The sequence below is a fragment of the Flavobacterium selenitireducens genome, assembly GCF_014748335.1.
GTDB lineage: Bacteria > Bacteroidota > Bacteroidia > Flavobacteriales > Flavobacteriaceae > Flavobacterium > Flavobacterium selenitireducens.
The window spans coordinates 1-17,613 of the sequence record NZ_JAAVIY010000005.1 but is presented as its reverse complement, the minus strand read 5'-3'; the positions used below and the strand labels follow the sequence as shown (position 1 = coordinate 17,613).

Here is a 17,613-nt window from a genome sequence, read left to right as displayed (position 1 = left end):
GCCCAAAAACTCGTTTAAGCCTGCATTTCGTCGAAACCGTTGGATTTTAGCCATTCAAAAGTGTTTTTTGTCGGACGCCATAAACGATTTCTCAATAAAACGCATAAAAAAACCCTTTCACGAAGAAAGGGTTGCATTATTCAGGAAGCTGTAAAGAATCAGTTCATCACCTTCTTTACGACTTCTCCATTGCCTGCGGTTGCGATTTTAAAGATCAGCATCTGGCTGGCTCCCGTCACAGGGAAAGAAACCTCACCGGAATTGATGCCGTTGACAGTCTTGACCAACTTGCCGAGAACATCATAAACCTGGACGGACGTCATTTCGACATTGCCGCTGTTGATTATGAAGTGCCCTTGCTGTTTGTAAACCACGACAGCATTGGAATCCAAAACAGGAGTATCGGTGCCCAAAGCATTCTGGTAAAGAATATCGAAGCGATTATTGAAGGTTCCGGCCTCACTCACAAACGTGTAAGCTCCTGAATTCAGGTCGTGGACGGTGTTCGTAAGGTTGTCGCGGACAAAAACGTCCTGGCCTTCGAGGAACAAACCGTCGGCTTCGGCGATGGAAATCGAGAAACTGCCTGCAGTAGTCGCTTTGAAGCCCATTGGGACGACATCTGTATTTTCAAACGGAACCGGACGTCCCTGGATCGCGAAACGCTCATCGGAAATCAACGAGTAGAACGAAATTTCGCCATCGTTGAAAAACCTTCCGTCGATTTGTGCATCATTTCCAAGAGTCGAACCTTCGATGTATCCGACAAGGGTTTGACAAAACGCACCTGCCGCAGTCGACGCATTCAGCCAAATTCTGTGGCGCTCGGCCATGACCTGCCTGAAGAATTGATTGCCGTTATTACCCGAACGCTGGCCGTTGTTGAAAACCGCCTGGGTTCCCGCAGCCGAAGCCTCGACGATAAAGCCTTGGCCTGTCCGGATAACGTCGTTCGGATTGTTTACCTGAGCCTCTCCGTTGGTTACGAAACCACCGCCGGCTGTCCAGGTGCAATAGCTCGGGCTTACAGGGTTGTTGGTCTTGCGCCAGAAGTAAAGCGTTCCCGTGATGTTGGCCGCATTGTCGTTAGCGAAAGCCGTCATGCTGATCGGGGACGGATAAGGATTGCCCAGAGCGTTGTATCGGAAACCTTCGCCTCCGTTGTTCATCGGCACATTGACGTTACCGTTGCGAAGCACACCGTTGAATTCACCGTTCCACACTGTTGGCGTCGTCGGATGGTTATTCGGCATACGGATCAGGTAAGACGTACCTTCCGCGAAAGCGGTCGCGTTCGGATTGGCCACCGCCGCATATTGATTGTTCGTACTATTATAGGTATAAAAACGGTTGGTCAGCGTTTGAGAGGAGAACGTCAATAGGTTTTGAGAATTCACCGGAGATGACCAAAGCGTATAGTCCTGGCGCATCAAAGCCGAACTGTTGCGCTTTACCTTAACCACGCCTGTGTTGTCGACATCGTTGATCTGGATCAGGTTGGCGTTGTTGGCAATCGTAAAGCTACCGGCCGAAGCGATGACGTCTGTAACCGTGAGGTCGTTGCTCAAAAGCGAAAGCAACGTTCCCGGCTGAAGCGTTAGGGTTTTTGCGAATGCATCCGATGTGATTACCGGTTGATTGGCAGCTGGCGCGATGGTCACATTCGTATACGATTGCGGTACTTCGCCGCATGACCAGTTCGTCGGCTCGTTCCAGGCGGCGCTCGTGGCTCCTGTCCAGGTCGAGTTGTTGTTGATCGCGATCGTGATCACGTTGCAATATTGGGACGGACATCCGCCTCCGTTGCCAACCGCAACCCGGTAAGAAGTCGTCGCGGTGAGGTTCGAATAATTGAAAGTCGCACCGTTGTTCACTATCGGAACACCCGCTGTGGCAAAATTGTCGTGTGAATATTCCCAGCCCAAAGAAGCTCCCGTGTAGCCGGAAAGTGTCAATGTCCCGGAATTCGTATTGGAACAATGGGTCGCGTCTCCGGCAAGGGTTCCGACTACGCTTGGTGCCGTGAATGAAACGGTAGCGCTTGCGGAATTCGCACTCGCGCAACTGCCGCTCTGCACGACGGCGCGATAAGACGTCGTAACCGAAAGGTTGCTGTAATTCAATGTCGTTGTCGCATTGGCGATCGGGATTCCCGCGGTAGCGAAATTATCCGTAGACGATTCCCATCTTACGATCGTACCGGTATGGCCGGCAAGCGTCAGGGTTCCACTGTTGGAAGCCCCGCAAACGGTTGTTCCTCCTGAAACGCTTCCTCCTATCGAAACAGGATTCACGATTACCATCGCAGTAGATGCCGAAACGCTGCAATTGTTCGAATTCGTCACCGTGACCGTGTACGTCGTATTTTGTGTCGGCGTGACCGTTGGATTCTGGAGATTAGAGGTAAAACCGGCCGGAGTCGAGGTCCAGGCGTAAGCAGCCGGAGCGTTCGCGATGACGCCCGTTACCAAAACGTTGTCGATGGCCCAGAACCATCCGTCTATTGCGGAATACCTGAATCTTAAGTAAACGCTAGCCTGGTTCAGGAATGCTGCAGGCAATGCCAACGTGGCGTTTGCAAAGGCGGTGCTTGTGCCTTGGGTATTCGTATAGGTTTCAAGGTCGGTCCAGCTTGTGCCGTTCGATGACACCTGTACTTTAACGTTCGAGTTTTGGTATGACCTGAAATAATGGTAAAAAGAAATGCTTCCTGACGACAGCCCCAACGTGCTGAACGCTGGAGACGTCAGTGTGGTAAGCGTATTACTTGAAGAGGAATTCTGCTGGTCGCTGTTAGACAGGTAAAATTGTGAATTGTCGTTACTGTAGGTTTGGGTCGCGTCCGGAATCAGGTATCCATTGGGACGAAGTGTCCATGCCGCATTGGCGACAGTGCCTCCCGTACTGTTGTTTACCTTTACCCAAGCGTTGGTCGCGGCATTGAAATTTTCGTTTATCAACGTCGTGTTTGCCGAAGTATTCGAAACTGACGAAGCCGTCAGGTTGACCGAACTTCCGGCGCAAACCGATGTCGCGCTAGCATTGGCCGTTACCGATGTCGGAATCGCGACAACCGCAACCACGGCAGCATTTGAAGTATTGCCTGTACATGCGTTGTTCGCCACTACGGTATACGAACCTGCGTCGGCCGCGGTGATATTGTTTTTCGTAAACGTTGCGGAAGTCGCCCCGTTGATGTTCACGTTGTCTTTTTTCCACTGATAACCTGTTGCTCCGTTCGCAGCCGCGGTCATGGTAAGCGTCGTCCCGGCGCAGAAAGATCCACCGGACGGTTGTGTAGTGAAGCTTGGGCCAGAACAAGACGTTCCGGAGACCACGAGACTCTTGACGCGGAAATTCTGCGAATCGAACCATCCGTCAGGTGCATTCCAGGCATAAACCCGAATCGTTAGCGTCGTTCCGGGACTTACAACAACCGAAAGATTGTTTTGGGTAAAAGCAGCTTCCGTGCTGTTGAAGGTATAATTGACGCCGATCTGGGTGCGGCTGGTAAACCCGTTTGTCGAATAGTAGACCGCTCCGCCCCAAGTCGAACCGGAGGAACCACTTCTGCGGAATGTGATACCAGTAAAGGTGAACGCGTTTAAGCCGCTTGGCGTTATCTGAAATTGGTAATAGTCATTGTCGTTCATCGCACTACTGGTCGTCCAGCTAGCGGAGTTGACACCGTTCGTCGATGATGATAATCCTGTCACACCGCTGGCCGTGACCGCCGATGCGGTAATAGTGGCGTTGTTGGTTACGGCATTGAGGTTTGAAGTTCCTGCCCAGGTTGCGGTCGTGGCCTGGGCCAAGGCGGCGGAAGTCCCGCCAACAAGCAGAACAGCAAGAATGACAAGGCAATTGGTTAATCGTAAAGTTGCACGCATAGTAGATCGTCTAAGTTTTCGCGCGCAAAAATATATCAGACTAAAACTGGAACAACCATAATTCCGTTAATCAGCAATTATTTCCGACCAACCTCGTTTTTTGGCTGACACCCTCAAAAAAAAAGGCTCTTCCGATTAGGAAAGAGCCCTTTACAGCTGATTTTTGGAGTTTTAGAAACTGGTCTTCTTGATGGTTTGGATTCCTTCCGTCGTTTCTATTTTCAAAAGCAACATCTGGTTGGCAAGGCCCGGACGCAACGTCGCTTCTGAAGCGTTAATAGCTTCTCGGCTCTGGATCAGCCTGCCTGAAACATCATATACCTGTATCGACTTCATGACGACCGACCCGGCGTTTACGATCAGGTTGTCGCCATTCTTATAGACGATGATCGCCTCCGAAACATCGTGATCAGGAGTTCCCAACGCACTTTCGAAAAGGAGTTCGAACCTCGAATTGAACGTTCCCGCTTCCGACGCAAACGTGTAAGCGCCAGATCCAAGCAGGTGTACGATGCCCGTTAGGTTGTCTCTCAGATATACATCCTGTCCGTTCTCGAACAAACCATCGACATGATCGATCGCAATCGAGAAACTTCCGGTTGTGGTTGCTTTGAAACCTAAAGGCACGATGTCCGAAGAGGCAAAAGGAATCGGTCGACCCTGGATCACAAATCGTTCATCGGCCACAAGCGAATAAAGCGAGATTTCCCCGTCGTTGAAAAACTTACCGTCGATTCCCGCATCGTTGCCCAATGTCGAGCCACCGATGTAGCCTACCAAAGTCTGGCTGAAAGCGCCGTTGCTGCCGGTCGCATTGAGCCAAATCCTGTGGCGCTCCGAGATTGGATTCTGTCGGAAGAATTGATTGGCATTGTCACCCGAACGCTGAGCGTTGTTGAATACCACCTCGGTTCCCGATGCCGAAGCCTCTACGAAGAATCCCTGGCCCGTCCTCAAAATTCCGTTGGGATCAAATGCCTGGGCTTCCCCGTTGGTCACGAATCCGCCGCCGGCAGTCCAAGATGCATAACTCGGGCTTACCGGATTGTTGGTCTTCCTCCAGAAATAAAGCGTTCCGGTGATGTTGTCGGCATTATCGGTGACGAACGCTTCCATATCGACAGGTGAAGGATATGGGTTTCCGATCGCATTGAAGCGTTGGCCTTCCCCACCGTTTACCAAACCTACGGTAATGTCGCCATTGTTCGGAACTCCGTTGAATTGTCCCGTCCAGATCGTAGGTGTAGTCGGATGGTTATTCGGCAATCTTACCAAGTAGCCTTTCCCTGTGCTGAAATTCGTGCTTGCCGGCGGAACCGATACGTAAATATTGGTGTTGGAATTATACGTGTAGAATCGTCCGGCCAGCGTCATCGGGGAAAATGCAAGCAAGTTTTGGCCTGCAACGGGCGCCGACCAAAGTGTGTAATCCTGGCGCATGAGGGCGTTCGTATTGCGTTTTACCACGATGTTGCCGCTGTTGTCGACATCGTTGACCTGGATAAGGTTCGCGTTGTTCTCCAGCGTAAAACTTCCGCTGGCAACCGTCAAAGCACCCGTAAGCGTCACGTCAAACCCTGACGGGATGCTGACTGCCGCTCCGTTGTTGACCGTAAGCGTGCACGCGGTAAGATCGGCAATGGCCGTGTAGTCACCGGAAATAATTGCCGTCGTTGCGCTGTCCGGAACACCATCGCTCCAGGCGGTTCCGTTCCAGGTAGAAGTCCTGACCGAGATGATCGCCGGTTGCGAGAATACCTCAGCACAGTTTCCGTTCTGCACGACAGCCCTGAAATAGGTCGTTGCCGTCAACGGACCGATTTGAGCCGAAGTCAAAACCGTTGCCGTATTCCCGATATTGGTCGCTGTCGCGAAATTGACATCTGTAGAACTTTGCCAATACACGACATTGCCCACATTTCCAGACAATGTCAGGTTGCTTGCAAGACCACCGGAGCAAATCGACTGGTTCGGCGAGACGCTTCCACCTTGCGTAATTTCGACTACCGTAACCTCGGCCGTGTCGGTCGCAAGAATACCGTTGGCATCCCTTACCGTCACGGTATAATTGAAGGTTCCGATTGCCGTTGTGGGAGGCGTTGCCGTCGAGGCAGTTCCCAAACCGTTCGACCACGAGTAGCTATAGGGCGGATTTCCTCCGACGGCAGTAGCGGTCAGCGTAACCGAGGCATTCTGGCAAAACGATCCGTATCCTGAAATGTCGACCTCGACTGCCGCTCCCGTAAGTCCGGTAAACGCTGACGTCCTTCCGGCTGTAAGCGTCACGCCGGTCGCACTGAGCGTATTGCTCGACAAAGGCCCGAATTTGATCCACGGGTTGGTTACCTGGTTGAAGTTTCCGTTAAGCTGTGCGGAACTGATGCCGGCTTCCGAACCGACGATGTCTTCGGGCTTATAATTAGCGGTAACGGTAGCAACGGCTCCGGTTATCCCAGATTGGTTGACGCTCCAGTAACGGCTCAGATAATTGTTCATGCTCGAATTGCTCGGATGTTTCGCATCTGTTACCGAAACGCCTACGTAAGCCCCGGAAAACGTTCCTTCGGTTACCGAAACCGTTATTGGCGAATAGTCCAGCGTACCGGTGCGCTCCCCTATCGGAAACGTAAAGCTTCCCGGAGCGGTAAAGTTGCGTCGGAGTTGTCCGGCTCCGTCCGTGATGATCATACTCGAGGCAGAAAAACTTCCGGCGACGGGATTTGCGCCCAGCGTCAGGTTGTTCGCGCCCAAACGGACATTTCCGGAGCTCAGCGTCAAGGTGCCGTCCACGGTTGCCGAATTGAGCAACCCTAGGTAGCCTGTCGCTTTGTTGATTGTGAGATTGTTGAACGCAGCCTGCGAAGTTCCGCTGAGAAACTGGTTCTCCGTTCCGATAAAAGACACGGTCGATCCCGAAAAACTGACGGGTTGGTTCAACGTCAAATTGCCCGTCACGTTCAACGCCGGTGGCACGATGGCGCCCGTACCGCTTATGATCAGGTTATTGTAAGCTGGCAACGACCCGTTTGGCGACGGTATCGTTTGGTTCGTTCCAATAAATTCGACGGTATTTTCCGTGGCCGCCGTCAACAGGTTGCCATTGCGGATAAATTCTCCCGAAATGCGCATAATGTTGTTGGTGATCGGACGCAAACCTGCACCCGCATTGATCGTGACGTTATTGAAATTCGTGGTTCCCGCTATCGAGGCGTCAAGATTCGTGAAAATGACGCGGCTCGTTCCTGTTCCGGGATTGAACGTACCGTTATTGATCCAGGCGCCCGCACCATTGTTTATCGTAAACTGAGAATTTGCAGGTGCGTTGAGGATACCTCCGGCCTCGATCGTAAGCGACCCAAGCAATACGGCAGGATTGAGCAACGGATCATTTGGTGTCGTTGCCGCATTCGGTATGATGACCTGGGTGACGTCGGATGGTGTTGCGTTCGGCGTCCAGTTCGCGGCAGTCGTCCACGAATCGCTCACCGACCCGTTCCAGGTCAGCACGTTCGCTTCGGATTCATCCAACGTCAGCAAAACCTGGTCGAAAGTAGAGGTAAAATACAACCCGACGTTGACATTCGAAAGCTCGACGAAATTTTCGGAAGTGCTGAAGTTCGATCGCCCTTGCTCAAGAACAGTGTTCGTAGAAACAATGCGCGCCCAATCGACAAGGCGTGATTCGTTATTGCCGTTGAGCTCGGAATCGAGATAGCGCGCCCTGATCAACGCCTTCGTTCCTGAACCGCCTGTCTGGATGAAATCGTAGACGCGATTGATTGCGCCGGGCCTCCAAGCCGGAGCCGTTCCAATTGTAATCTTGAGGCTCATCGAGGTCGGAAGCGTTCCTACCGGTGGAAACAAAATGGCCATATTTTCATGACCCATGGTGTAAAGCACGTTCGTCGTGATACTGTTTCTGGTAACGACGCCGGTTACATCCCCGATTCCGGTGTTGGTTCCGCTTGGCCCCATTGTCAAGGCAAACGATCCGGTGTGGAGGCTGCCTAAAGTGGCCGATGGGTTTGCTGTCGGCAGGTTCAAAATAGTGTTGACGGTGACGGCTCCACCTAAAACCGATCCGCCTGGCGAAGACGACCTCAGCCTGTTGTAAGTTCCCGGCGCGATGGTCTGGACTCCGGAAGCCGCATTGTAGTGCACATAGCCCAATCCGTTCCAGGTTTTACCCGAAGGCAAGCCTGTATTGGTAATATTGGAGCTCAGGATCGTCCCGTTATTCGTAATGGAAGTTAACGCTCCGGACAACTGAACGGTGTTTACGTTCAGCGTCTGTCCTGTTGCAACGAAAAGCTGTCCGTTTACCACGAGTGCGTTGCCGACATTCATCGTATTGGTCGCCGTAGTGGCTACCGTAAAATCGTTAAAAACGTTCGTCACGCCAGGCGTGGTTTGGTCGAAACTCAAAGTAGCGCTTGTCGATCCGCCAAGGATAAGGTTACTTGTCCCGCCACCTTTGAGGCCGCCTATGGCAGTGTTCGTGATGGGTCCGTTCAGGGCGAGTGTCCGGCCGTTGACGTCCAATTTGCCGGCGTTGAAGACGATGCCGCCAGCGACGGTCAAATCGTTTGAAAGCGTCGCGTTGCCCTGAAGCACAAAGCTTTCGGCAGTTCCGGCGAACGGTGCGAAGTTCGAAGTCGGGTTCGCAACTGCAACGATATCGTCCAAGGCGAATTCATCGAACTCACCCGACCCGATAACGGCAGATCCCGTCCACCTGAGATAATAGTAATTATTGCTCGGGACGTTGAGGCCCGTAATGGTAATTACGCGATAATACGCCTTCCATTCCGGGGCCGCATCGGCTGCAGCCGGAGACAACACATTGAGATTGGAGGCACTCGTATAGGTAACATTGTCGCCTGAATAACTGAAGTTGAAGCTCGACGAAGCAGCCTGGTCATTGTACACATACACTTTGTACGCGAGGTTCAGCGATGTGATAGGCGCGCCCGTCTGGTTTTGAAGCCGAAGCGTTATTGTACCCGGAGCAAAATCGGTCCCAGAAGGCTGTATCCCGAGCGCTCGGTCGCCCTGAGGCGTATCAAATGCGTAGAGACCGCTTTCGGCGACGCCTCCGTTGGAAACACCTCCGTCAAAATCGCTGTCTTCCGGCGATGTTCCGCCAAAAGCGATATTGCCGTCGCTGAACCCGGTAATCGCCCACGCATTAGAGTTGAGCGATCCTGCGCTAGCCGTCGGCTCCAAACCGTCGCCCTCGAACGAATTGAGGTTCACACCGTCGACGGTCGTGTCGAAATTGATCGTATTGACAGCATTGGCGGCATAGATCTGCCATCCGACGGGAGCGTTGAGCGTCGTACGGTTGCCGGTGGCAGGAGTCGTTGTAAGATAGTTTTCAGTTGTTCCCGATCCGTTGAATTCGAAAACCGAAACATGGTACGATGTCGCGGGAGAAAGAGACGTGACGGTCACCGAAGAACCGGAACCGGAATACACCACGAAGTTGCCCGTGCCAATTTCAGACCCGCCTGCAAAAGCGGCCTGGGCAGCATAAGTTTGCCCATCGACCGGAACGGCGTTGACAGCAGCTCCTGACCGCACCAGGACGAGACGGTTGCTGCCGTTTCCGTTGGCCCAGTTGATGGTGAACGAAGAGGACGTAACGTTCGTGAAAGTTACTCCTGTCGCAGCGGCGGTAGGTTGGGCCGCCTGGACCGTTCCTGATACGGCGATTTGCTTAGTCGTTCCTCCAGTAGTCGTATGATCGATTGTTCCCGAATAAATTCCCGCCGGTGCCGAAGCCCTGAGCCGCGCATACACCGTTACGGGCTGGCCCACGAGTGCGTTGCCGGTTCGTGTCAGGTTAAGTGTCGGAAAATAAGTTGTTCCATTTGTCGAAATCTCAAAGTTCGCAGGTGCGCTTATGCCGACATCGGCCGTGAGATTGCTTCCGCTGACGGTGTACGTCTGGGCTGTTGAAGGCGTTCCGGTCACCGTCGTCACCGGATTCAACGAACTCGACGAAAGCGTTATCGCAGGAACACCGGCGAGATCTATCGTAAACGGCAATGAATTTGAAACTCCCGCCCCGTTCGCAACGCTTATCGAGGCCGAACCCGAACTTGCGATGTCCTGAGCGGTAATAGCCGCCGTTAGTTGGGTGGAAGACACGAAAGTAGTCGGTCGGTTTGAACCGTTCCATCTCACGACGCTGGTCCCGTTGACAAAATTGGCGCCGTTGACGGTAAGCGTAAAAGCACCGGTTCCCGCAACCCGGGACGAAGGTGAAAGCGAGGTAATCACCGGAACCGCGACGGTAACACGGAAATTGTCGAATATGGCAGTTTGCGATGTTCCGATCCCTCCATTCCAAAACGCTGCGGTAATTGGCAAAGCCGAGGTCGTATACGTATTGCTTACTGCCGTACCTTGTGGCGTCAGTGTCCCCGTGGAAGGGTCGACCGATGGTGTGGTGCCGTCATTTCGGACGAACAATTGCCACGTATTCGTACTTGGCGTATAAGTGACGCGAAGGCTCAGGTACTGGTTTCCGAAATCGGTCAAACCGGTCGTAGTGGATTGCACCAAGGTCGTATAAGTTCTTAATCCTGAAGTATATCTGACGAGGCGAACGGGATCGACCGTACCGGAATTTCCGAGAATCACCGCATAGCCCGTACCTGAAACATTCGTTGTTCCAGATGTCCCCGCCAAAATAAAGGCCGAAGCGTAGGTTGTGGTATTGAATCCTCCGGGATTGGACCGTATTTGCCGCATGTTGAACGACCAAGAAACCGTTCCGGGATTGCTGGCCAGGACATTAGTGAACGGGGCGGCGAAATTTCCATTATTGGTAGAAGCCATTCCCCAACCGTAGTTGTTGAACGTTCCGCCGGCATCGTTCGTGAGTGTGAGATTTCCAGCGTTGATTCTGGCGCCAAAGTCGCTCCCACTGCGGCTGAAGCTCCAAATCGGGCTCGTGCCGATAGGTCCCGTCGCTGTGGTAAAAGCCGTTCCTGCTGAGGTCGAAAAATCTTCGGTAAAAACGGTGTTTTGTGAATAAGCCTTCGGGATCAAAAGCAAAAATGCCATGAAGCCCCACCGTAAAATAGGTAGTCGTTGTTTCATAGTAGTAGGTTTAAATGCTGCGAGAATTTGGGAATATTCGCATATTGTAAAGATACTTACTCTGATTTACCTTTAATCGGTAGACGATAGTTAAACTTTTGTTTATCACTCGACTAACTGCACACCAACAAAAAACCCTCTTACCGAAGCAAGAGGGTTTTATATGAAGTCGACTGGTTTCTCAGTTGACGACTTTCTTGGTCACTTCAGCCTGGGTCGAAGCCTTTATCTTGAAGATCAACACCTGATTGGCCTCGGTAGCCGGAACAAAAGTTTCGCTGGCATTGATGTCCGAGTGTTCGTAGACGCGCTTGCCCAGGACGTCGAACACTTGAATGGCACTCATTTCAATGTTTCCGGAATTCACGACAAACCCATTGCCCCGCTTGTAAACAATCACCGAGTTCGGGTTGAACGACGGGTTGTCGACGCTCAACGCATTTTGGTAAACGACCTCGAAGCGCGTATTGAAAGTAGCGGCTTCACTCACAAAAGTATAAGCCCCGTCGTTAAGATCGTGGATCGTTCCGGTCAGGTTATCCCTGAGGAACACGTCCTGTCCTTCGAGGAACAAACCGTCCATATGGTCGATTGCAATTGCGTAACTACCGGCAACCGTTGCTTTGAAACCCATCGGGACAACATCCGTATCTTCAAATGGAAGCGGACGGCCCTGGATTCCGAAGCGCTCGCCTTCGATCAAAGAGTAAAGCGCGATTTCTCCGTCGTTAAAATATTTTCCGTCGATATGGGCATCGTTACCAAGCGTTGATCCTTCGATATATCCGACAAGTGCCTGGCTAAACGCACCAGTTGCGTTCGTCGCATTGAGCCAAACGCGATGACGCTCCATCTCTTGATTTTGGCGGAAAAATTGGTTGGCGTTATCGCCTGAGCGCTGTGCGTTGTTGAATACCAGTTCCGTTCCTGTTGCCGATGCTTCGACGATGAAGCCTTGGCCGGTGCGCAGGATCCCGTTAGGGTTGACGTTTTGTGCCTCTCCGTTAGATAGGAAACCGCCGCCGGCTGTCCACGTGGAATAACTTGGGCTCGCAGCGTTATTGGTCTTGCGCCAGAAGTAAAGCGTTCCCGTAATGTTGGCCTGGTTGTCGCTCGCAAACGTGAACATATTGACCGCGGACGGATAGGGATTACCCACTGCGTTGAAGCGGAAACCTTCGCCACCGTTGTTCAGCGCCACGGAAATATTTCCATTGCGCGGTGTTCCGTTAAATTCTCCGGCCCAGATCGTCGGTGTCGTAGGATGGTTGTTCGGCAATCGGATAAGATAACCCTGGCCTTCGGCAAATTCCGTTGTGTTAGGTTCCGCAACCGACACGTAAGCGTTCGTAGCGCTGTTATAAGTGTAAAATCGATTGGTCAGCGTCTGGGACGAGAATGCCAGCAAATCCTGACCCGAAACCGGGGACGACCAAAGCGTATAATCCTGGCGGATCAAAGCCGAGCTGTTTCTCCTCACTTTCGCGATACCAGAGTTGTCCACGTCATTGATTTGGATCAAGTTTGCGTTGTTGGCCACGGTGAGATTTCCGCCTGTCGAGTTGACGACGTCGGTTACGGTAAGATCGTGTCCGCTAAGGATCGTAAGCAATGCCCCGTTGGAGATTGTCAGCGAGTTCGCGAACGCAGTCGACGTGATTTCAACACCTCCGGGAGTCGGAATATTGATCACGACATCGCTTGAAGCTGTCGGAACTGTGTTACACGACCAGTTGGCCGCATTTTGCCAGTTTTTATCGACGGTTCCCACCCAAGTATTCGTGTTGGAGAGCGAGATAACGGCACTTCCGTTCATCACGATCACATTGTCGCAACCCGCTTGCGAGTTGGTCGCCCGAACGGTATACGTCCCTGCTACAGATTGGCTTTCGAAGCTAATCGCGTCTCCTGTTCCTGCAACTGCACTCCCTACGTTATTCCCATCTCTGAGCAATTGATAACTGAAGCCTTGCTGAGAGTCGGACAGCCCGATAGCTAGCCCGTTTGAACCGCAAGTGGCGCCGCCTCCGGTTACGTTAAATACTTGCGGATCGGCGCAAAGGATATTTCCTTTGAACGTAAAGTCGTTCACGCTAAAAGTGCCGGTCGCACTTGTTGCATTATAGCCGTACAGCCTAAACGTAATTTCAGATTGCACATTCTGGAAAGCCGATAATGAAAATGTCCCTCCGGTATTTGTCGGAGTTGCTATGTTTTGACTGAAATTATCCACACTCGACCTTAGAGCGAAAAGCTGTGGTCCCGTGGTTGATCTCTGGGATGTGTATTGCAATTCAGAGAAATTAATTTTGTGACCTGGCGTCGGCGTCAGCCTAAATTCGAAATAATCGCTTTGGTCAAGCGTCGCCGGGATCGAAAATGATGTAGCACTGTAACGGTTATCCGCATCTGCGCCACTTAGGCCTGGTCCGCGGACAATTCCGCTGACAGTCAGATTCGCGTCGACCGTTTGCCCATTCGTATAAGGACTTGTCTGCCCAGGATTGGATCCAGTGATCGGGTTAGCAAAAATGCTGACCGGCGTAAGGGAAATCACGATGTTGCCACTGGTCGCCTGCGCAAGTGTCCCAGCGTCCGCGTGAAGCGTATAGGTTCCGGCAGATCCGAAAGTCACCGTCGAAAACGTAGCGACTCCATTTACTGCGGCCACACTCAGTGTTCCGCTAAGAACGCCCGGGCCCGACGCTTTTGTCAAGGTTACGGTTCCTGTAAAATTGGTATCGATTGAATTATCAGGTCTTCTGGCTTCGACTGTAAACGTTTGCACAGCCAAAGTTGCGTTGCCCGTAGTGGGAACACCTACGAACGCTAACTGGTTCGCGGCCGCGAGCGTCGAAAAAGTTTCGAGCGTCCCGTAAGTGTAAGTCGTTCCGTCGAAAGCATAGGCCTTGAACGAATAAGATGTATTCGGAGCCAGGCTCGACAACGGTAAGTTAAACGCCCCGGTAACCAAGCCGATGACGCTTTGCGTGGTCACGCTGGCACCGTTGTGTTCGGGATTACTGTTGGCCGACGTCAGGGAATAAACAAACCCTTTTTGGGTCGTAGCCGGGCAAACACCAAGTGTCGCCAAATTCCCTCTAAGCGTGGCCACCGTATTGCTGATGCCGTTGGCGGAAACGGTTGAAACCGAAACTGCGACAGGTGTAATTCCTGTCCCGGTCAAGCCTATCGTGGGCGAATTAGCTCCAGCGGTCAAACTGTTTACCGTGATCGTCGCGGTTTTCGATCCCGCAGTAGCAGGCGTGAAAGTCACGTTGAAGGTTACCGTTCCGTTTGAGCCCGCAACAGACGTAGCCGAAAGCCCGCTTACGACGAAATCCGGATTATCAGAAACCACCGAAAGGTTATTGGCAGCCGAAAGCCCCGAGTTCGTAATGGTATATTGTAAGGAAGTCGCCGCAGTTCCGGGGCAAACCGAGCCATGAGCAGTGGTGCCGGTGATCGCGAGGTTTGGCGTCGCAGGGGCATTGACCGTAAAAGTTTGCGTATTCGAGGCTGCAGCGGCGCCTGTCGTGGTGACACCCACAGCGTAACTTCCAACGGCCGAAATGTCGGCAGCGCTGATTGAGGCGGTAAGTTCGGTTGCACTGACGAATGTCGTAGTCCTCGCGGCCCCGTTCCAGGTTACCGAAGAAGATCCGGAAACGAAATTCGTTCCGTTGACCGTTAGTGTGAATCCAGCATCACCGGCCGTGGCAGAAGACGGTGTGATGGAGGTCGTGGTTGGCGTGGCTTGAAGGTTCTGGAAGGAAAGGCTTACATCGTCGATACCGAATGTGCAGCGGCTTCCACTTCCCGTAGAGCCTTGACTGATGATCCGGATCCAGACGTTGCCGGTGAGATTGTCCAATGCGCTGCCAAAATTGACCGTGATCGGCTGAACGCCCCAGGCACCTCCGTTTAGGGATTGGTCCGTGAACGTCGTCAATTGTGTATAAGAAGCAGGGTTTGTACCGGTGCCATATTGAACGGCCCAGGTTGTCGTCCTTGATTGTATGTTTTGCAATTGGGCTGAGAAAGTCAACGACAAGTTGGTCTTCCCCAGTGTGTTGGCCAGCTGAAGGTTGAACGATGATCCGGTATCACCAAAATCATTGGTCGCCCTGATGGACAGCGAACGATCCGAAGAAGCCTTTTGCGTATCTTGGTTGCTGGTTGATGTCAACGGCGCCTTTGCAGAAGCTGCAAATCGAAAGTTTCCGCTTGATGACGCCCAGGATAATGCCGCAGCGGTAGACGTTGCTGCCAAGGGTGTCACATTCGATCCAAGAGCGGCCGAGCCGGCGCCTGTCCTGGTTGTCCATCCTGTCGGAAGTGTTCCGGCATCGAAGTTTTGTGTGTAAGGAGACGTCCCTAACGTTACCTGGGCAAATGCTCCGGGGGAAAGCACAAACGCAAACAGTGTCAATAGAAACGATGAAATGCTCCAATCCACACTTCTGAAGTGTAATAGTTTTCTCATCTAGGTTAATTTAATTTGGATAATTACGGCCTTCCGAAGGTTGGAACTTCAAAAAAGGCATCCAGTAAAAATACTTAAATTATTACAGATAGACTGTACTGTAAACATTAAAATATCTTTAAGACTTCATAAAAAAAACCTCCCGTTTCCGAGAGGTTTGATTTTAAAAAGCAACACAATTTTATCGTTTGACAACCCTTAATGTCTTGATATTGGCGCCTTGGGTCACGATCACATTGTAAACTCCGGACGGATAACGCTCACCGAACTGCTGCATTTCGATCTGATCCTGTCCAAACTCGCGCTCGTCTATAAGCTTCCCGATCATATCGTATACTTTCACTTTGACGTTCTCGTCTCCCACGACATCCATGTCGAGCGCAAAACTTTCCGAATACGGGTTCGGATATACGACCGCCCTGAAAGCAAGATCTGCCGACGTGTCGTCCGACTTAACGGAAGATCGCGCCGCTCCCGGAGCTGTCACAAGGCAAGCTTCACCGTAAGGACTCCAGCTTCCTGACGTCATCAACGATACGCGAACCGCATATTGTCCGCCCGGAATGTAGTCGGGAACATAAGAGAACGAGAAGAAATGTAGCGTTCTGCTGACAACCTGGGTAGAAAAATCCGAAAGATTGGTCACCTCGAAACGATACGTCGTCACGCGGTTCAAGCTTACTGTGGCTATTGGCGAGGTAGCGCTCGGAGCGATGTAGTCACAATTTACGAGCGTCGGAATATCTGGCGTCGAAACCAAACAAGGCGCGCCGAATCCTGTAAAGTCACCATTAGTTCGGACGGCGACTTCCACAACGTAAGTCGTACCGTAGTTGAACGAGGCCAACTGCGTCAATGAGAACCAATGCTGGGTCCTGTCGATGCTTTGCACTTCATTCGTAAGCGTGTTGGTAATTTTGAATCGGTAGCCTTTTACACCCGGGATACTTGTCGTGGCGATGAGCGAACTCAACGATGGCAACGTACCGCCGCATTGCGATGGCGTAACCGAAGCCGAACCGCCTTCATCGAGGATCGCCGGAGTGGAAACGTTGCAAACCGGACCGAAGCTTCCTACCCAGATTCCGTCGATCTGGACTTCGACCTCGATGGCGTATGTCGTGGCATAATCGTAAGAAGCAAGACCTGTCAACTGGAAGTGAGGTGCAGTCTTGACGATTGTCTGAACATTATTATTGGTAAGGTTGGTAATGCGGAAGCGATATGAAGTCGCACGCGCTTTGCTGACCGCGCCGATAAGCGTGCTGATCGAAGCCATTGTCGTACCGCATTGTGACGGCAATACCTGGCTGAATACCTGAGGCCCGCCTTCGTCAGTAACGCCGTTGCAATTGTCGTCAATACCGTTTCCGAGGATTTCTTCCTGAGCCGGATTGACCGAGTCGGAAGTATCGTCGCAATCCAGGCCATTGTCGACATTCGTATAGCCGAACGGAATTGAGGCGCCGTAGCAAATCGTCTCCTGGGTCCCGTTGTTGTAGCCGTCGCCGTCAAAGTCGACATAGAATTGAGCCGTGCGGTAAACCGAAGCGTTGGCATCGTTACAGTCCAATCCGTTATCCGCTTGTACGAAGCCTTCGGGAACTGTCTCGCCGTAGCAAACCGATTGTGTAGCTCCATTGTTGTAGCCGTCGCCATCGTTGTCCACGTAAAACGTTCCAGTCCGGTAAATCGATGCATTATTGTCGTCACAATCTGTATTGTTGGACACATATCCGACAGGTTGCGAGCAAGCCGTCACCGAAACGATCGGGTTTCCGAAACCGTCCCCATCTGCATCAGCATAGAAAGTGTCGCCCGTCGTAGTAAGCGAATCGTTGTCGTCGCAGTCGTCGCTGTTGGAAACGCCGCAACCTGCTTGTACGTCAGAGCCGAATCCGTCTCCGTCAAGATCCTCGTAGAAGATCACGTTGTCGTTGCAGTCGAGGTTGTTCGCCACGCCGCACGCAGATTGAGTAGCACTGTTGCCGAATCCATCTCCGTCGTTGTCTGCATAAAGGATTTGATTGTCGTCGCAGTCGTCGTTGTTGGAAACGCCGCAGCCTGCTTGTACGTCAGAGCCGAATCCGTCTCCGTCAAGATCCTGGTAGAAGATCACGTTGTCGT

General features: G+C 52.1%; 4 protein-coding genes. All 4 read right to left on the bottom strand.

Features of this window, described 5'->3' with window-relative positions; translation table 11 throughout:
• Positions 1-158 precede the first annotated feature (158 nt).
• Complete coding sequence (locus HC229_RS09285; RefSeq protein WP_191020209.1) at positions 159-3,890, bottom strand: hypothetical protein; 3,732 nt, start codon at positions 3,888-3,890, stop codon at positions 159-161.
• Between the two features lie 171 nt (positions 3,891-4,061).
• Positions 4,062-11,000, bottom strand: a complete 6,939-nt coding sequence (locus HC229_RS09280) for a hypothetical protein (RefSeq protein ID WP_191020208.1) — start codon at positions 10,998-11,000, stop codon at positions 4,062-4,064.
• Between the two features lie 181 nt (positions 11,001-11,181).
• Positions 11,182-15,486, bottom strand: coding sequence for a hypothetical protein (locus tag HC229_RS09275; protein WP_191020207.1), 4,305 nt, complete (start codon positions 15,484-15,486; stop codon positions 11,182-11,184).
• 181 nt (positions 15,487-15,667) lie between these two features.
• Positions 15,668-17,613 (bottom strand): T9SS type A sorting domain-containing protein (locus tag HC229_RS09270; protein ID WP_191020206.1); only part of this gene is annotated, 1,946 nt, incomplete at its 5' end.